Annotated in this window: 17 protein-coding genes and 1 pseudogene; 12 read left to right on the forward strand and 6 right to left on the reverse strand. The window is 47.9% G+C overall.

The genetic code is table 11. From position 1 onward, the window contains the following. Window positions 1-30: 30 nt before the first annotated feature. The 6 genes from EI981_RS02835 (at window position 31) to EI981_RS02860 (ending at window position 4,341) form a co-directional block, all read left to right on the forward strand. The gene (locus EI981_RS02835) at window positions 31-540 is read left to right on the forward strand and encodes a prepilin peptidase (protein ID WP_227011663.1); all 510 of its coding nucleotides are present in this window, start codon (window positions 31-33) and stop codon (window positions 538-540) included. Further along, the gene (gene pilM, locus EI981_RS02840; protein WP_126995261.1) at window positions 510-1,481 is read left to right on the forward strand and encodes a type IV pilus biogenesis protein PilM; all 972 of its coding nucleotides are present in this window, start codon (window positions 510-512) and stop codon (window positions 1,479-1,481) included. Before EI981_RS02835 ends, pilM begins: the two co-directional genes overlap by 31 nt. Beyond that, window positions 1,478-2,035: a hypothetical protein gene (locus EI981_RS02845; protein ID WP_126995263.1), complete on the forward strand. Its 558-nt coding sequence runs from the start codon at window positions 1,478-1,480 to the stop codon at window positions 2,033-2,035. Before pilM ends, EI981_RS02845 begins: the two co-directional genes overlap by 4 nt. Next, window positions 2,032-2,673 carry a hypothetical protein gene (locus EI981_RS02850; protein WP_126995265.1) on the forward strand — a complete coding sequence of 214 codons (642 nt, stop codon included), beginning with the start codon at window positions 2,032-2,034 and terminating at the stop codon, window positions 2,671-2,673. The genes EI981_RS02845 and EI981_RS02850 overlap by 4 nt, the downstream gene beginning before the upstream one ends. Window positions 2,674-2,893: 220 nt before the next feature. Next, on the forward strand, window positions 2,894-3,400 hold the full coding sequence (locus EI981_RS02855; protein ID WP_227011664.1) for an NfeD family protein: 507 nt from the start codon (window positions 2,894-2,896) through the stop codon (window positions 3,398-3,400). Further along, a complete protein-coding gene (locus EI981_RS02860; protein ID WP_126995269.1) occupies window positions 3,400-4,341 on the forward strand; it encodes an SPFH domain-containing protein in 942 nt (313 codons plus the stop codon). Before EI981_RS02855 ends, EI981_RS02860 begins: the two co-directional genes overlap by 1 nt. 287 nt (window positions 4,342-4,628) lie before the next feature. Here EI981_RS02860 and EI981_RS02865 read toward each other — a convergent pair whose 3' ends face one another. The 4 genes from EI981_RS02865 to EI981_RS02880 all read right to left on the reverse strand — a co-directional run bounded on the left by EI981_RS02865 (window position 4,629) and on the right by EI981_RS02880 (window position 7,942). Then, window positions 4,629-5,495 (reverse strand): ABC transporter ATP-binding protein, encoded by an 867-nt coding sequence (locus EI981_RS02865; protein WP_126995271.1) that lies wholly within the window; start codon window positions 5,493-5,495, stop codon window positions 4,629-4,631. A gap of 30 nt (window positions 5,496-5,525) precedes the next feature. Beyond that, window positions 5,526-6,755 carry a hypothetical protein gene (locus tag EI981_RS02870; RefSeq protein WP_126995273.1) on the reverse strand — a complete coding sequence of 410 codons (1,230 nt, stop codon included), beginning with the start codon at window positions 6,753-6,755 and terminating at the stop codon, window positions 5,526-5,528. Between the two features lie 254 nt (window positions 6,756-7,009). Further along, complete coding sequence (locus EI981_RS02875) at window positions 7,010-7,678, reverse strand: PspA/IM30 family protein (RefSeq protein WP_126995275.1); 669 nt, start codon at window positions 7,676-7,678, stop codon at window positions 7,010-7,012. Between the two features lie 39 nt (window positions 7,679-7,717). Then, window positions 7,718-7,942 (reverse strand): PspC domain-containing protein, encoded by a 225-nt coding sequence (locus tag EI981_RS02880; RefSeq protein ID WP_126995277.1) that lies wholly within the window; start codon window positions 7,940-7,942, stop codon window positions 7,718-7,720. 458 nt (window positions 7,943-8,400) lie between these two features. On the opposite strand from EI981_RS02880, the gene EI981_RS02885 reads away from it, so the two are divergent. Beyond that, on the forward strand, window positions 8,401-9,129 hold the full coding sequence (locus EI981_RS02885) for a glycerophosphodiester phosphodiesterase (protein ID WP_126995279.1): 729 nt from the start codon (window positions 8,401-8,403) through the stop codon (window positions 9,127-9,129). A gap of 124 nt (window positions 9,130-9,253) precedes the next feature. Then, window positions 9,254-10,463: pseudogene (locus EI981_RS02890) on the forward strand (SLC45 family MFS transporter). 95 nt (window positions 10,464-10,558) lie between these two features. Here EI981_RS02890 and EI981_RS02895 read toward each other — a convergent pair. After that, complete coding sequence (locus tag EI981_RS02895) at window positions 10,559-11,290, reverse strand: YcnI family copper-binding membrane protein (RefSeq protein WP_126995281.1); 732 nt, start codon at window positions 11,288-11,290, stop codon at window positions 10,559-10,561. Between the two features lie 19 nt (window positions 11,291-11,309). Next, entirely contained in the window at window positions 11,310-13,082 is a 1,773-nt protein-coding gene (locus EI981_RS02900) for a copper resistance CopC/CopD family protein (RefSeq protein WP_126995283.1), read from the reverse strand. A 263-nt stretch (window positions 13,083-13,345) separates the two neighbouring features. Between EI981_RS02900 and EI981_RS02905 the strand changes: the two genes are divergently transcribed. The 4 genes from EI981_RS02905 (at window position 13,346) to qoxA (ending at window position 18,550) form a co-directional block, all read left to right on the forward strand. Next, window positions 13,346-14,323 carry a diaminopimelate dehydrogenase gene (locus EI981_RS02905; protein ID WP_126995285.1) on the forward strand — a complete coding sequence of 326 codons (978 nt, stop codon included), beginning with the start codon at window positions 13,346-13,348 and terminating at the stop codon, window positions 14,321-14,323. Between the two features lie 403 nt (window positions 14,324-14,726). Further along, window positions 14,727-15,743 carry a helix-turn-helix transcriptional regulator gene (locus EI981_RS02910; protein ID WP_126995287.1) on the forward strand — a complete coding sequence of 339 codons (1,017 nt, stop codon included), beginning with the start codon at window positions 14,727-14,729 and terminating at the stop codon, window positions 15,741-15,743. Between the two features lie 158 nt (window positions 15,744-15,901). Continuing rightward, window positions 15,902-16,888, forward strand: a complete 987-nt coding sequence (locus EI981_RS02915; RefSeq protein ID WP_126995289.1) for an ABC transporter substrate-binding protein — start codon at window positions 15,902-15,904, stop codon at window positions 16,886-16,888. A gap of 708 nt (window positions 16,889-17,596) precedes the next feature. Beyond that, the gene (qoxA, locus tag EI981_RS02920) at window positions 17,597-18,550 is read left to right on the forward strand and encodes a cytochrome aa3 quinol oxidase subunit II (protein ID WP_126995291.1); all 954 of its coding nucleotides are present in this window, start codon (window positions 17,597-17,599) and stop codon (window positions 18,548-18,550) included. Window positions 18,551-18,553: the final 3 nt, after the last annotated feature.

Here is an 18,553-nt window from a genome sequence, read left to right on the forward strand (position 1 = left end):
GCGAACAGCGCCGCCGCCTTCGGCACGGCGGTGCTGTTCGCCCTCATGTACATGCGCTTCGGCTTCACCGGCGCATGGGGCATCGGACTGCTACTGTCCGCGCTGTCCGTATTGGTGACCTACACCGATCTCGCGGCGCGGATTATACCGAACGGGATCGTGTTGCTCTTTGGCGGCGCTCTGCTCGTCGCTGCGCCGTTCATAAGCGGTGAACCGCTCTGGGTTCACCTGCTCGGTCTAGTCTGCGGCGGCTTGCTGCTTCTGCTGCTGTCTGCACTAACCCTTGGCCGCGGCGTAGGGATGGGTGATGTCAAGCTGCTGTGCATTCTCGGCGCAGTTGTCGGATTCCCCGGCGTTCTGATCTTGCTATTCTTAGCTAGCCTGCTCGGCATGAGCGTCGGTCTGACGCAGATGATCTGGCGCGGCCGAGGGCATCGTACAATAGCCTTCGGCCCCTATCTGACTGCGGCGGCCCTGATAGTGCATGCCTACGGAAAGGAGATCATCCATTGGTATATGACAAGCGTAGTTCATCTATAATTAATCGCTGGACACGACCGGCTGGGGTCGGAGTTACAGTGGAGGAGGAGGGCGTCCGCTTCGTCCAAATTGATCATAAGCTGGGTACCGTGACGGCTTGCGATTTCCTGCCTCTACCTTCGTTGATCAATGAGGAGGGCTGGCCTGAATTAACAGTTCATCTCCATACGCTGCAGGCTTGGCTGGAGCGTTATCGACTAAGCGGCAGCAAGGCGCATCTTGCCGCGCCGACTGCGCAGTCCTTCATCCGTATCCTTCGTGTCCCTAAGGTAAGACCACGACAGCAGAGGCAGGTAACGGCGCTTGAGATAGAGGGAAGTCTCCGCTTTCCTTTTGAACAGCCGATTATAGATTACCATTGGATTGATGAACGGCCTGAGGATTTGGAGAAGGGCATGCAGCCTACGTTCGTCGCCGCTGTTCCGCGTCCGCTCATCGTGGAGATGGTTGATGTTCTTGGAGCTGTCGGACTCCACATTGAATCGGTGGATCTTGGTGCTATCGCTTTATCGCGGATTTTACAACGCCAGAATCGATTGGAGCAGGAGTGTGTAATGGTGATTTTCTTTAAAGAAAAGGAAGCGGAGGTGTATTTATATAATCGTGGAATCCCTGACTTCATTCGTACATTTTCTCTGGAACAGGTGTCAGAGGATAGTCTGAATAACTGGCGGTATAGTGAGATTGTCTCATCGGTTACGCGGATTATCAATTTCTACGAATATACTTTACATGAAGGCGGGGAACGAATTTCCACAATTATTCTGGCTGGATCTGCTCCTGACAAGGAAACGATCAAACAACAGCTGAATACGGCCTTTGGTCAGGTTAATGTATTGGAATTGGATGTTCAGGAGTATTTTACAGCCGTGTCCTCGGATTGCCAGGATAGCTATGCTATAGCACTTGGGTTGGCGCTAAAGGGGGCGAGGCAATCGTGATCGAGATTAATCTTCTCCCATCGCGTCCACGGCCGGTATGGTCCGCGCTTCTGTTGCCGGTCATTCTTTTGTTGGCTGGGGCGTTGCTTGTCGCTTATTTAGTTGTAGGATACATTGAACTCAGGCAATCGGTCAGCACCATGCGGACAAGCATCCAGACTACGGAGCATCGGCAAGCCGAGCTGCAATTGGAAATACAGCAACTTAGCAAAATGCACGGAGTCGGGGGGGAAGCGAAGGATCTACTCAAGAGCTTGCGTGAGCTTCGTCCAGATCTAGAGCTCGTTATCCGTGAGATGGAGGCTCCCCTTCCAGAAGGGGGGCAAATGGAAAGTCTGCAATTTGATGCTGGCAGCGTGGAATGGACTTGTTCTTTTCATAGTATGAACGCAGTTGGCGCGTACTCGACTTCCATCCAGCAGATATTTGCAGAGGGGGAAGTATTTATTCAATCCGTGAATGAGCAGGATGAACGCTATATCGGGACTTTCCGGTTGTTAGGAAGGGACATCCCGACAATTCTTGGACAGATGCAGGCAGGTGAAGCCGGATGATCTCGGGACAGATGGAGCGAAGAGACGGGTTTCTATTACTTCTGGCCGTCATTATTTTTGTGTTTTGTGGTGTGTTTTATTTCTTATGGTACCGACCGGTATTAAATGAATCGCATAGCTTGTCAGCTAGACAACAAGAATCTGTGCAGTTCTTACATAAGACTGAGCAAATCGCTGAAGATAAGCGTGCTCAGGCTAGGGAGGCCGCTGCGGAGCAAGCGGGTCTGGACCAGGGCCAATTGCCGAAGAAGGTGGATCAGGAAGGGATGCTGCGCGACTTGGAAACGGCGGCGGATCTCTCGGGAGTCAAGGTGCTTGGGACGTCATTTCTTCTGGAGGAGCCCGTCACTGTGGACCAGTCTACTGCTGTTTCTACGGAGGGAGAGAGTATCTCAGCCGCTGATGGATTCAGTGGTCTGCTGGAGAGAGCTAATCAACAAATCCCGGGGCTCTTGTCTATTGGTATAGAGCTTCGTCTGGAGGGATCGCTGGAAGCGACTAAACATTTTCTAGCTGCTATTCATTCTGAGGAGCGTATATATATCGCTGAAGCCATGCAATATAAAGCGACCAGTGGGGAGGAGAGCGGGGTATCCAGCCTACGGTTGAGGAGCTTCTATATAATCCATAGTCGATAAGACTCCCTCCTTAGGGGGAGATCCATCGACTTTTTTGGGCTCGAGTGAAGAGTGGGATTATTTAACGTTCTATGCCTTAGATCTGATACGTATGCTTATACTAGTCATTACTGTCGTTCAGAAGAATGGCGTTTTTTTCGGAGAGAATTATACATTTTCCAACATTAGTACTGAAAAATTGACATATTCCAGGTATACTATCAGTAATCTTTGCAAATTAATGAGACGCTTTGCCGCTGTTCTCGTATATACTAGTATTAATACGCGGAAAGGTGGTGTATCTGTCAGAATGGATGCATGGGTGCTTTGGCTAATTGCCGCAGGAGTATTACTCGTATTTGAAATGATGACGCTGACATTCTACGTGCTCTGGTTATGTATTGGTGCAGTAGTCGCAGCGGTTGTCGGCTGGATAGCTCCAGATGCTTATATCCTGCAAGTTCTAGCAGGCTGTGTAGTGGCTATTGTGCTTACGATCTTTACTAAGCCATTATCGCGAAAAATTCGTAATTCATCCAAGGGGTATGAGGATACCGGTACAGAACTGGCAGGTAAGCAGGGAGTCGTTGTTGAACCTATTGAAGAGGGACAGTTCGGAATCGTGAAGATTGGCGGAGACACCTGGAGTGCTACATCAGTGCGTTCTCTGAAGAAGGATGAACTGGTTCGGGTGCTGAAGCGAAGCAGTACAATTATTGAAGTAGAAAGATGGGAGGATTTCACTTAATGAGCTGGGAATGGATAGTTATACTTGTTATTATTCTAGTTGTTGTTGTATTTATCTCACTTACTGTTAAGATCGTACCACAGCAACGCGTGGGTGTCGTAGAACGCCTCGGGAAGTTTAATCGCCTGTTAAATCCGGGTCTTAATATTTTGATTCCGGTGATCGATCAGGTTCGTGTGTTTCATGATTTGCGGATTCAACAGGCTAATGTACCGCCGCAGACGGTTATTACCAAGGATAACGTGCAGGTGCAAATCGACACGATTATCTTCTATCAAGTTGTAGGGCCGGAGCAGGCTACCTATGGAATTTCGGATTATGTATACGGGGTAAGAAATATTTCTACAGCAACGATGCGTCAAATCATCGGTAAGCTGGAGCTAGACGAGACGCTGTCCGGACGGGAGAAAATCTCTACAGAAATTCGTATCGCCTTGGACGAAGCTACAGAAAAATGGGGCGTGCGGATCGAGCGGGTTGAAGTTATCGATATTAAGCCGCCGCTTGATATCCAAGAAGCGATGGACAAACAAATGAAGGCAGAACGGAGCAAACGGGCCATCGTCCTTGAGGCGGAAGCAGCGAAGCAAGATATGATCCTTCGTGCCGAAGGGGATAAGCAAAGTAAGATCCTGAAGGCGGAAGGGGATAAAGAAGCGCGGATTCGTGAAGCGGAAGGTTTGCGTCAGGCGCAGGAACTGGAAGGACAAGGGCGAGCGAAAGCGATCCAGGTCGTAGCAGAAGCGGAGAACACGCGGATCCAATTGCTGCGCGATGCCGCATTGACCGAGCAGGTTCTTGCTTATCAGTCGTTTGAAGCGTTGAAGGAAGTAGCTAAGGGACCAGCCAATAAAGTGTTTATCCCATCTAACGCAGTTGAGACGCTTGGAAGTCTTGGAGCGATCGGTGAGTTGTTTAAGGAAGGGAAGGGCGCGAAGTAAGCCCTCCTAACATAAGATTTGTGTAATAGTTGGAGCCATCCCGGCAGCTATGAGCGCTGCTAAGGGATGGCTCCTTTTGCTAACGAAACCAGGTATCGCTATTTAGGCTAAAAGAGGCCTCTGGGAATGCCAACGAAACGGGGTAACGTTATTTTTGTGAAATAGGGGCTTAAGGGCTTCATATCCCGCAAATAACGGTCCGTAGTTTCGTTAGATTTATTTTCAGGCTGTTTTTGCCGAATAACGATCTGTAGTTTCGTTAGAGATTTAATGGCCCATTAATCAACTTAGGAGTAGTAGACCAAGGCATCTTCCAACTCCGTATTCACTAATGTGTAGGGGAAGTATGGCTCAGTAGATCTGAGGATGAGTCTGACATGGACTCCGCTCTCTACTTGCTTCATTGAGATCACTTTATATTCCCGGGCCAATTCGCTTAATTGATTGCGGTCTCTTATTACAGTCTCAGCAATCCGGCTTTGGATGCCACCTAGCCACTGATTCGGAGTTCCGCAGAAGTCCACGGTTTTGTTCTTGAGGAAGATGAGCTGGTCGCAAATAGCTGCAATATCATCTACATGATGGGTCGACAGCAGGATGAGCTTACGCTCTCCCAGTGCGGCCAGCAAGGCTCGAAACCGGATTTGCTCCAGCGGATCAAGTCCAGTGGTTGGTTCATCGACAAGAATAATGTCCGGATCTTTGATCATGACGAGGGCAATCCCCAGCCTTCTCCGCATTCCCAGTGAATATGAACCGACTTTCCGATAGGCGGCACCTTTAAGGTTGACCCACTCCAGTACTTCATCGATACGATCATCGATTTGCTGCCTAGTACCCATCTTGTTGAGCTTGCCGATATAGCCCAGCATTTCGTAGGCGTTGAGCTCATCATATAGACTGAAGTCCTGTGGGAGATATCCTACCCGTTCTTTGACCTGTATCGAATTGTCTACGGTATCGAGCCCGTTGATGAGAACCTTGCCCTGCGTCGGTTTTGTTAATCCGGAGATCAAATTCATTAATACCGTCTTACCGGACCCGTGATTCCCCAGAATACCCAATATACCTGTATTAGCTTTGAAATTAATGTCCTTAAGCACTTCATTCTTCCTGAAGGATTTATATACGTTCGCAACTTCTAGCTTATTCATTGTTACCTCCTTAGGTCGGGTGGGCCTGGTCTATGACTTTCTATCCTTCATGGCGGATACATTCAAAATAAACAGCAACGCTGCGATGATGATCAAAACGATCGTCCAGAGCGCTCCCTCGAGGTTTGTACCGTCTAATAGTGCCGCACCCCATAGTAGTAATGAAGCGATATAACCGGCCATACTATTTCTTGTAATATTCGCAGTGGTCAGTCCAACTACAGCCAGGAGCAGGCTGGAACTATAAAGGATCAACAATCTAGCCATGCCATTCTCGAGTCCGAACAGAAGCGCCGCCATATACATCAAGGTAATCAATGATTCCGAGACTAACGCACCAAAAATAAAGCGTTCGAGCATAATTCTATACCTTGGCGTACTGCTCGTATAAATGTACCCGGCCCGCTTATTTCCATATATCTCCGAATGTATAGGAATTAGTATGCAGCTAGGTAGCAGCACGATAACATATTTAAAAATGGACCAGAAAGAGTGATCTTTTGAAATAAACGCATACATGCAAAGGAGTAGCATAACTGTGATGACGGGCGCAGCTCCTTTAAGCAGAATCGCTTGATTGTAAGAAAAACATATTTTCCTAACTTTTCTTCTGCATTTTCTTGAATCATCCAGGTTGGATCTGTCCTGGTTCAACTGGGCACAGTACAGCCATACATAGGTTGTAAGAAGCAGGATGAAGACCATCAAAGCCAATAAAGTGAAATCGAAAATAGCTGGGACATAGATTGCGATTAAGAGCATTCCCACATAAGAGACAATCTTGCTGCGCAATAAAATATATAGAACGCTGCAGAACAGGGAAGCGATTAATACAGCAGGAACATCAACTCTGACAAACGCAGACAACAGCTTCATTACATTGTAAGGCGATCGCCCAATGAGTAATGGACTCACCGAGTACAGGGCTAAGCTGACAAGGGAACAGAAGAGATAGGCGGATATGACGGTCAGCCATTTTCCCAATGCGATGCTATAAAGCGGGATCGGTTGAGAGAATAATATATGATTCGTTAAGGTACCTTTGTGTTCTTTCAAGATCATGGCGATCGATAGCGGCATTGTACAAAGAACGAGAGTCCTTAAATGATGTGTGAACAAAGAAACCGCCTGATTCTCTGCCAGGTAGCTAGGGAGTATCGGATTGCTCAGAAATGCAGCTAACAATACAGCGGCTCCGATCATAAGCCAGCCATAATTTTTATAAAGCCTTTTGTATTCAAGCATTACTATAGTTTTCATCGAACGATTCCTCTTATTTGCCATAATTTATTCTCAAGTATGTAATGACTCTTATAAAACGGACTGTCAGAACAAAATGTTATAAAGAGAAGGAGGGGATAGTCCTAATCGTTATATGTATATGGCGAGTATAGGAGGGAGGCTGCCAAATGGACGCGATGTCTTTCTTTTCTGACAGATTATGTATAATGCCAGGGCTGCTGACCAACGAATCATGTCTCCGTTGTCCAGCAGCCCTGTGTATAATAAACCGCTTAGGAATTGCGCTTGGCGAGCTGTTCTTTCAGCCGATCCAGTTCTTCATTGACTGCTGTAGAATCAGCTGCGTTTGAGGCTTCGCTATGAATGCCTCGGGAATTAAGCGAAAGGTCGAGGTCCGTCTCCCACTCCAATATCTTCTCTTCCATCCGTTCAAATCCCCGTGCCGCATCGCCGCCCTCGATACCACGACTGAAGTTTGGCTGCTGTACTGCGGCGCGATCCTTAGCTTTTTGAGCTCTGGCTGCCAATTCATTGCGCTTTTCCTTAAGGCGGGCATATTCTTCCTCTGCTAGGCTTAATTGCTGCTGAAGTTCAAGAACATGTTCCTTCGCTTGGTTCATTTCCAAGGTGTGCTGCTGCACTTTGTCTTCGAATTGAATCTTGAGTATAGCTGCTTCACGGGCTGCGGCCTCATTGCCTGCTTGAAGCTCGGAGAGGGCGCGGAGCTCGTATTCTTTAACGGATTGTACGGCTTCATTTAATTTTCTCTCTGCTACGCCGGCTGCTCTTTGCTGTCCCTTGATATTCTCTTCAGCCCTGCGGATATCTTCTTCCATATTCCGCAAATACTGCCCAGTCATAAGGACCGGATCTTCCAGTTTGTTCAATACTTCATGGACGGTCGCTTTGGTTAAGTTGGAGATTCTCTCAAATATACTCATTGTTATCTGCTCCTTTGAATTTGGATTCGTATTTTGTGATTAGTAATTGCTGAAATGATCAAAGTACTCGGCGCCGCCGATCGGTTCCTTTGGAACGATCAGGGTAGCGATCAGATAGAGGGCGATCACTGTGCCGAAGCTGCAGAGGGCAGCTACAACAGCCACGAGCCGTACTACCGTAGGGTCAACGCCGAGCCATGCTGCGATACCTCCGCAAAGCCCACTCACCTGTCTGTTTGTTACAGAACGGTACAATTTTTTCATTTTTCAACACTCACTTTCTTATAGAGGTAGTTCAAAAAGTCCGCTTTTGATCACGAAGTGAACCAAGTAGTTTTTCGGCATCGAATCTTGAATTCACCCGGGCCTTCCGGTGCTCACGTACCCACTACGTACGCTGTGCTCCTCGGTCCCTAGCTTCATCCAACCTTCTCGGTGCTGAAAACCGACCTTTTTGAACGTATACTTTAAATTCAATCGCTTGGTTACTTGGTTGTTTGATTGTGTGTCGTTTTCTTATGTTTTTATTGTATATGGATTCGGTTCTCGGGATAACGGGCTTAAGATGGTTTGTGAACTAGACCTTAGTCGGGCTGAGAAGCACGCCACAAGACTGGGGGCAAATACAAAAAAGGTAATACAGGCTTAACATTGCAGGATTATACTAGGCTTATGGATAATATTATTTATAAAAAATAGGATTTGCCTAAGGAGGATACAACGTGACTAACTTGATAAATTTTGCCCATCGTGGAGCTTCCGCTTATTGTCCTGAGAATACAATGTCTTCTTTTGTCCGTGCTTTGGAGCTTGGTGCCAGCGGCATTGAGACAGACGTGCAGATGACGAAGGATGGCCATCTCGTGCTGATTCATGATGAATCGCTGGAGCGGACCACGGGAACGAAGGCGTTGGTGAAGGACTTGACCTGGGAGGAAATTCAGACGCTGGACGCCGGGAGCTGGTTCCATGCCGATTTTGCAGATGAGAGGCTACCATCTCTGGAGCAATTGCTAGAGCTTACATGCGATAAGGGGATTATCGTGAATATCGAGCTGAAGAATGGCTTCATCCAGTATCCTGAATTAGAGGAAAAAGTAATCGAGATGATTAAGCGCTATGGGATGGTGGATCGAACGATTATTTCCAGCTTCAATCATTATTCTTTGCGGGAATGCCATCAGATCGCGCCAGATATTCGCACTGGCATTCTGTATGGTGAAGGGTTGTATGAGCCATGGGTGTATGCGAAGGGGATCGGTGCTGATGCGCTGCATGCATACATGTATGCACTGACGCCAGAGTTGGTTGCCGAGGCGGCCAAGCATGGAGTTGCTTATCATCCGTTTACTGTAAATGAAGAGAGTATGATGAAGGCTTTGATCCAGGCTGGGGTAGCGGGGATTATTACCGATTATCCAGATAGACTGGCACAGCTATTATCAGAATAGTATTTAAAAAGTCAGACTTTCAGCACCGAAGCTTCTGCTTCCGATGTGCGTTTCTTCGAAACGCTTCAGTTGGATGAAGCTAGGGCGACTTTTTAAACAACCTTTAAATAGGGAGCGTGACTGAATGAAGAAAACTTGGCTGCTGGGACTCGGTTTTTTTTAGCATCAGTTTGACCTGGGCGCTTTATAACGCCTTCGTACCGCTGTTCTTGGACAATTATTTGAAGAGCACAGCGATGATAGGGTTTATGATGACGATTGATAATTATTTCGCGATGTTTCTACAGCCATGGATCGGTCACCGCAGTGATAGAACGAATACGAGATACGGACGCAGGATGCCGTATCTGTTAATTGGGATGCCGCTTGGCGCGGTATTCGCAGCGCTTATTCCTTGGCATACAAGCTTCCTCACCCTGGTATTGTTTATGGTGTTAATGAATTTGTCGATGAGCTTGTTCCGGTCGCCGACGGTTGCATTGATGCCTGATATCACAGAGGAGAAGAATCGTACCAAGGCCAATGGAATCATTAATTTTATGGGCGGCGTAGGCTCAGTGTTGGCTTTTGCCCTCGGTTCCAAGATGTACGGGATCAGCTCGTATATGCCATTTCTGTTTGCAGGAATTGTCATGTTAGGTTCCTTAGTTGTGTTAAAAGCAGTCATCCGAGAGCCGGTAACGCTGCTAAGCCAGGAGGAGGCTGCGAAGCCGATCCGTCCAATCTCCATTAAGGAAGAGCTGAACCGCACGACGCTGTTCATATTGGGCGCGATCTTCTTCTGGTTCGTCGCGTATCAAGGGGTCGAGGCTTTATTTACCCTGTATGGCACCAAATATATCGGCATGTCTGATAGTGAGGCTTCATTCTCGCTGACGTTCTTCTCGCTTGCCTTTCTCGTGTTCGCCCTCCCAAGCGGCTGGCTTGGGGCCAAGTTCGGTAAGAAGAGGATCATTTCAATCGGGGTAGGCGGTCTGTTTGTCATTTTCGGTTCATTGATCTTTGTCGATTCCGTATTATGGCTGCGAGTGCTTCTGATTATTGGCGGTATTTTCTGGGCATGCATTAACATTAACTCTTACCCATGGGTCATTTCGACTGGCCGTGAAGATAGCATTGGCACGCGAACAGGGATCTATTATTTTGTATCGTCTCTGGCGGCCATATCTTCTCCACCGCTATTGGGCTGGGTCATTGATATATTTGGCTATTCTGCACTGTTCGTATGCGCTTCGCTTGGTATGCTCCTTGCTCTGGTCTGCTTATTCGGGGCTGCATCCGAGAAGAGATCCTCCGGGCAGCCGAAGGACGGTTCGCAGCTGCCAATTAGGTAATAGAGATGAGCTTTTGACCGCAACTGAAAATGCACCTGCATAGGGGAATGGATTTCCTCATGCAGGTGCTTTTTGTTTATGTCCTATAGCCTGCCTTATCGCTTAGTTCTGCGCAGTGCGAGGAACAGAGCGATGATGGAGACGATCAACGCCGCAGTGGACAGAATAATCGAAGTTGTGGATGTACCTGAACCTTGACCTTGGGCAGGTTCGGCAGTCTGCTGCGCTGCGTTGCCCTGACTGCTGTTGGTACTGTTGGTATCCTGAGCATTATGGCTGTCTGATTGGGCAGCAGAATCGCTGGAAGCATCATGATGGTCATTTCCCTGAGACGCGGTACCGCCGGCCTGTGGGTCATTTGTAATCTTGGTGATCGAATGAGGCTTGTCTGACCCTTCCGCGCCCGTCCATTCTACGATGCTTCCATCGCTGTAGTATTGAAAGGCGTCCCAGGCCAGGTCCGCTTCATTATCCGGGTTTTTGCCGACAAATTCAAATTGCTGGAACTCTCCCGGGCCAATTCCATCCTTCTCCGCAGACCAGATTACGGTAGTAATCTGGCCGGACTCGTCCTTCGTTAGTTCTACCTTCCAGTCTGGAACCGGCCGATACTGCTTAAAGTCAAAGCCTTCCGGGACTTTCAAAGCCACTTTGGTTGTGGGGAGGTCCTTCTCCGATGGAATCTTGATGCTGTAGGTTTCCCAGGAGCCGGGCGCGGAACTGTTAGGCGATATGGTAACATGGGCGCTGGCGTTACCTGCAAATAGGATGAGAAATAATACGGCGGCTGACAATAGTGTAGTTAATCTAGTGAAATTTTTGTTCATGCATAACGCTCCTTATTCTTTAATTTCCGCTCTGTAGAATAAAATCATGATCAATGGAATCGAGTGTGGACAACAAAATGTGAATGCGTACATTCCATTCCCCGCCCATCGTAATCATCTCATCTGCTTCCAGCGGTGATGAACCTGGCATTTCAATCTGAATAACGCCCATGTCCATCTCTCTGGAAGTCAGGCTGATAGTAGCCTGCTCAATATTGTTAAGCTTGGTTCCGCTTGAGTCTTGGATCTCCAGGCTGAAGTGATTCTCGCCTAGACGGTTTGGACTGACACTCAGTGTGATCCGGTATCCATCCTCGGTTGTGGCCTGAAGCGATACCGGCCCTGGTGCGGAGGAGGCAGAAGGCAGATTTCCTAGAACAGCAGCAAGTACGAGTACAACAGCACCGAAGCAGAATTCGTACCATACGCCGCGTCCGAGCGGTCGGGTGCTTCTTCTCCCGCGCAGGAATGCCGATAAAGCAAGGGCCAGCATGATGAGCATAAGCGCAAATTTTGCCAGTAGGACAAGCCCGTATGGGGTATTCCATAACGCATGCAAAGTTGGAATATGCAGAAGGCCTCCATAGACCCCGGTGAGCAGCAACATCAATACACAGAGTGAGGCCAGCAGAGAAAAACGCCGGATAGCTCCCCAATAAAGTGGCCTTAGACTGTCTGACTGCTCGGTATGTCTGCGAACTGCCGGAAGCAGGAAGGCAATTGATAGAATACCTCCAAGCCATATTACGGCCGTGAGTAGATGTATGAAGTCAGCGCTTATAGCCATTAGCTTATGACTGGTTGTGGCTGCATGACCAATGAAGGCTTTGGCGACCATCAGGCCGATACAAGCGATAAGCACGAGCCAGGACCACAGATGCTCCTGTCCGATGAAACTGGAAGTAGCCCTGTCTGAAGCCTTGTGATGGTCCTTGTCCATGAGCTTCATGCCGCTATCATGCGGGCCGTCCTGTCCGGCGCCGGAAATCGTGTAGCAAAGCCCCATGATGAATACAGCGAGTAGCATGACTTGGATGACCTGCCAGGTCCAGACTTGTCCGAAGCTGGTGAAGCGCAGAGTCTCCTGCAGCAAATCGAGGTCCCAAGCTTGGGTCCATGAGACACCTGCATCACTGGCTGTTTGCTGGGGAAGACTGAACAATACCCCGGCTACAGTACAGACGAGCCCCATGTAGAGCAGCAGTAGACTGCGCTGTTCAAGTAAAGAGCTGCCGCGAAGTACTCGGGCTCCAGTGGGAAGCAGTAATAGGCGGAAGAATATGGTGCCGATACATAGGCTTAACCCGATGTAGAACAGCCAGCGGATGATTATTAAGCCTGCCCGGGGCAGCGCGTTGTCATTCCCGGCGGGAGTATGCATGGCATACCCGCTCCCATCAGTACCAATCCCAAAGGGAATCGTTCCGCTAATGGCATGTCCATCGCTGGATACAGCCTTCCATTTAATACTGTAGATCCCGTTCGGCAAGTCATTCTTCAGGCTGGCCACCAGTCGATCAGAACGTTCTGAATCGATGACAGCGTCACCCTGATCGGCGCGCCTTCCATCCGGTTCTGTTACTATGATGGAGTAGAAGGCTTGCTCAATCGATTCATTAAAAGTGATGGAGACCTCCTTAGGAGGCGATGCCAGAATCTCATTCGCCGCCGGGGAGGAAGAGGTGACGGTCGCATGAGCGGATGCCAGACTAGGATAGTAGATCATAGAGATGATACCGATCAATAGAAGCGGAAGCATCCAGCGGGAAGATATGGATTTAAAAATTTGCACAGTTGCACACCGCCTTATATATAAATGCAATGATATTTGTTACACTTAACCCTTATTTTAAAATTATTTTTACAGAATGAGTATGGCTATAATGGGCTATTCGATTTGTAAATTCGGTACTAAGTATGTCTAAAATATGAAAATTTCAATAAATCCGAGTTGTAATGAAGGGAATAGCGCTTACTTTTTATGTTAAATATTTAAAAATGGACAAGAGTGAGCTAAAATAGTTGAAGAGCTATTATTTGAAGGAGGAAGGTTTAGTGACATCGACTATTAAAGTAGGCATTGTAGGATATGGAAATTTAGGGCGCGGTGTAGAGAAAGCAATCAAACAAAATCCTGACATCGAATTGCGCGCCATTTTCTCAAGAAGAAACCCAGACGATGTAGCGGCTGCAAATGGCGTCGTACATATTTCTGAAATTGAGAAGTACAAGGGCGATATCGACGTTTTGATCCTTTGTGGAGGATCTGCAACCGACCTTCCTCAGCAAGGACCGGAATTCGCGGCTATGTTCAATACGGTGGACAGCTTCGATACCCATGCGAAAATTCCGGAGTATTTCGAACAAGTTAATGATGCAGCGACCAAAGGTGGCAATGTTAGCTTGATCTCCACAGGCTGGGATCCAGGCTTGTTCTCTCTTAATCGTCTGCTTGCACAATCCGTACTGCCTGAAGGCAAGGAATATACTTTCTGGGGCAAAGGGGTTAGCCAAGGGCATTCCGATGCGATCCGCCGTGTAGCCGGCGTCAAGAACGGTGTTCAATATACAATTCCCGTGGAAGCCGCAGTTGAGCGTGTACGTAAGGGCGAGAATCCGGAATTGTCGACGCGCGAGAAGCATCTGCGTGAGTGCTTCGTCGTTGCTGAAGAAGGGGCTGATTTGGCTAAGATCGAGAGCGAAATCAAGGAAATGCCGAACTACTTCGCGGATTATGATACAATCGTTCACTTTATTAGTGAAGAAGAGCTGAAGAAGGATCATTCGGCAATGCCTCATGGTGGAATGGTACTCAGAAGCGGCAAGACTGGGGAGAACAACACGCAAATTTATGAATTTGCGCTTAAATTGGACAGCAATCCGGAATTTACAGCCAGTGTGCTGGTAGCTTATGCGCGTGCGGTATACAAATTGTCCCAAGCTGGTCAGTCCGGAGCTAGAACGGTATTCGATATTCCGTTTGGACTGATGTCTCCGAAATCGCCAGAACAGCTTCGTAAGGAAATTCTGTAATAGCGGGATACAAACTTTGTAGAGCATGTAAGAAAAGCCTAGGGCCGTCGGCCTTAGGCTTTTCTCTTACATGCAGGCCCGGCATAGGCTCATTTTATATGGTGAGTGCCGAATCGTGACAGGGACCTGCATATTTCTCCCAGCCGGTGTAACCGACCGATGCATGCTGGCTTGCATGTGCAGTGATGGAGATTTGGGCTAGCCGCCTCAGCCATCCGATTAAAACGAAAAATGAGTGGAGCAGCTTTTTCAATTGAAACTCTTGCAATTGTCACGTATAATCCATAATGAAAATGATAATCATTATCAATTTGATCGTAAGCAGTCGGAGGCCAGGGTTCAAGTGCATGAGCAATGGCTTGTTCAGGGGAACTAGGTCAGCGGGGAGGCGTGTGAGGTTACAATGGAAAAGTCCGATTTCCACGAGAACTTTGATTTATTCTTTGATTCCATTCATGCGGGGCTGCCGGAGATACGGAAGGATTTTGCCGGGCAATTGCCGGAGCAGCCGGAGTTTGGCCATAAATCGATAAGACGTTGGTCGCAAAGGAGTGATATGGAAATCGTCGTATCCGAGTTCACCTTGAACAAGGATTATGCTTTTTCGCTTCAACCCCGTGCGGCGATGGTGGAAGTAAACTGCTGCTTGCTGGGGAAGCGGGAAATTAGCTTGCCGGACAGCAGTCATCAAGCGACGGCGGGGAGCTTTGCGCTGCAATTTGGGAAGCCTGGCGCCGCTCAGTTTGAATTTGCCGGAGGAGAGCCGTTCCGAATGCTGTCCATCGGGATTCCCGTCAAGACGTTTAACGGCTTCATGGAACAGGCATGGGATACAGGAGCTATGGTTGATTTTGAGCGGATCATTGGCAGTCGGCACTTGCGGGTCTTTCAAGAGAAGATCGGGCCTGCTGTTTCATTTCTGTTGAAGCGCTTCGCGTCTGCCGTCGGCAAGCCCGGAGCCTGCAACCTGGAACTGGAGTGTCATGCGCTGGAGATATTTATGCTGGCTTGCCGCATGTGCTTGAAGGAGGAAGATGAGTCTTCCCGAGCAGTGGCGTTATCGCGGGATGAGATGGATAAGCTTCGAGAGGCCCGGCTCATTATGAAGGAGCGCTTAGTCGATCCGCCAACGCTGATTGAATTGTCGCGACTGATCGGCCTTAACGATTATAAGCTGAAGGCAGGTTTTAAGGAATTATATGGTACAACCGTTTTTGGATATCTAAAAGACGAGCGATTAAGACAGGCGATGCTCATGTTGCAGACGGGCCGGGTCAATGTAGGTGAAGCGGCATGCGCGGTCGGCTACCTTAACCCGAGTTATTTCGCGGAAGCTTTCCGAAGTAAATATGGAGTTAATCCCGGTTTGTTTATTAAGGAGGTAAAGACAGAGTCTGGCCGCTATCCATCTTTGCTCTAATTCCCGCTAACCGCCGGACGTATTCCGCCTAGTGGTAGAGACTCGTCGATGTGGCATGCTAAAATGCATCCATAGATAATGAGAATCATTATCACAAAAATGGATGCTCTTATATAGAAGCTGATGAAAGAGCATGCGACACGGAGGGGTTCAAACGGATGAAGAGAATAAAGAGCAAGGCAGTCCTGTTATTGTTGGCTGCGTCGATAGGAATAGCTGGCTGCGGCGTGCAAAATGCAGAAGGAACGGGAGAAACCGTAACGAAGGCAAGCGGGGGGAATCAACCAACGGCGCAAACGAAAGCAGCGGCTTCAGAAGAGGACTATCCGCGGACAATCAAGCATTTAAGCGGCACGACAGTCATTGAAGCAAAGCCGGAAAAAATTGCAACGCCTTACATCGCATTCGTGGATTATCTGGCCGTTCTGGATGAATATCCGGTCTCGGCCCAAGGCGTCGAGACAATTATAAGCAATTTTCCAAGCTTGAGTAAACGTCTGGCCGGCAAATCGATTACTGATCTAGGAATGGAAGCGGATATTGAGAGGCTGCTCGCTTCAAGTCCCGATCTTATTCTTGCAGCGGATGACATGGCGGAGCAATATGAACAATTGAGTAAAATCGCTCCGACGGTCGTGCTGCCGCAAGCGGGGGATTGGCGTGAGACACTGCAGGAAATCGCCCGAATTATAGGCAAGGAACAGAAAGCAACCGAGGTGCTGGCGGAGTTTGACCGCAAGTCTGCAGAGTACAAAGAAAAATTAGCTTTCCGCCATAATGAAACGGTTATGTTCGCGATGTATTCCGGTAAAAAACAGTTCGTTACTTGGAACGACGGCCGATTTGATCCGTTTTATAAAGGCCTCGGGCTGACACCGCCGCCTGGTCTGACATCCAATGTGGGGCAGCTGACGCTGGAAGGATTGGCTGACTTGAACCCGGATCATTTGTTTCTCATCAACAATTGGCAGACGCCTGTTGAGGGCGGGGTTCGCAATGATTTGAAGGACGATGGGGTATGGAACAGTCTGAACGCCGTCAAGCAAGATCATGTGTACTTCTTGGAGGACCCCTCGCTTCCGGGGCCTATGGCTCTGGCCAAAATCGACGGCATCGAATCGATTATGAAAGCTTTGGCCAAATAGGACAGGCTGCAATCGGTGCTACGCCAAATTCTTATCCAAGGAGTTGGACGGCTGATAAAGGGCATGAACCTGGAGACCAATTAAATGACAGAATGATGCTGATCCTGCACTTCTCATGCGGGCAGGTCATGAATACAAAGCGCAAGCTTCGGGGCAGTCTGGCCCCTAGCCTGCGCTTTTTTGTATATGTTCAGTATAGGCTTTACGCCAAAAACATTAGTGAAAAATGACATCATGGCTGCGAAATGACGAGAATATCTCCGCATCGATATCGATGGAAAAGCGTGTCTCATGTCTGAATCGCTAGCAGGACAAGAATGAGGCGGGAAATAAGAAAAAAACATCGAAGTAATAAAATTCCATAACAGAAGTTTAACTCATGGATCAAATAAGTAAGTGATAATAATCACGGACTATTCGAACAAATATGACAATTCGTCGAACAATAGCTTAAAGAAAGGCCAATGTGAACAATTATCAAAATCGTCGATTTTGCTGAAATACGATCAAATTTGGCTGAATTTAAACTTTTGTTTCAAAAACAGAGAAGGAAAACGGAAAATAAATGTAAATTTATAGTAAAAATGTAATTCACTATGAATTGTCATTATTAAGTAGCTTACCTAACATAGTGGTAGATAATTAATACTACCATCCCTAGAAGAGTGGATGGTGCGTGATATTGCTGGAAAGGGGTAACGGAATTTTATGAAAAGGAAAGGATTGCTGCTGGCCGTTTTCTCAGCGCTTCTTGTCCTCTTGACCGGTTGTAATTCGCTAGCCGTATTGAACCCGAAAGGGCCGGTAGCGAAGACGCAGTCTAATGTAATTATTTTCTCAATGCTGGTCATGGCGCTAATCTTGCTGGTTGTCTATGTCTTGTACATCTTTATGCTTACGAAGTATCGTGCTTCCAAGGCGGCTCCAGATTATGAACCGCCGCATGTAGAGGGCAGCAAATGGCTGGAATTCACATGGATAGCTATTCCGGTCGTTATCGTTACGATCCTGTCGGTAGTTACAGTTCGGACTACCAATGCCTTGGATAAGGTACCGGCAGGCTATGAAGATCAAAAACCGTTAGTTATTTATGCATCATCCTCCAACTGGAAATGGCATTTCAGCTATCCGGAGGAAGGAATTGAGACCGTTAACTATGTTAACATTCCGACAAATCGTCCGATTGAGTTCAGACTCTACTCCTACGGACCGATCACCAGCTTCTGGGTTCCGCAATTAGGCGGACAGAAATACGCGATGAGCGATATGGTAACCAAGCTCGATCTCGTTGCGGAGCACGAAGGCTCATTTATAGGTAAGAACTCCAACTTCTCCGGTAAAGGGTTCGCCGATATGGAATTTGAAGTTCTGGCGATGTCGAATGCGAAATATGGCGAGTGGGTGAATGAGGTCAAGAATACAGCTGCTCCATTGACTGAAGAGCAGTTCAATTCCCTGCTGGATACTGCGAAGGTAGGCAGACAGACATATTCCTCGACACATTTGGAATTCAGTCCAGCACCTGAGGGTGAGCATGCAGGCCACAATCATGGCGGAGGCTCCGATGATAATTCACAAATGGATCATTCCGATATGGATATGAATATGGACCACTCCGACACAAAGGACGACGGGGCTGAACATGCCTCACACGGAAATTAAGGA

Source organism: Paenibacillus lutimineralis (genome assembly GCF_003991425.1).
Classification (GTDB): Bacteria; Bacillota; Bacilli; order Paenibacillales; family Paenibacillaceae; genus Fontibacillus; species Fontibacillus lutimineralis.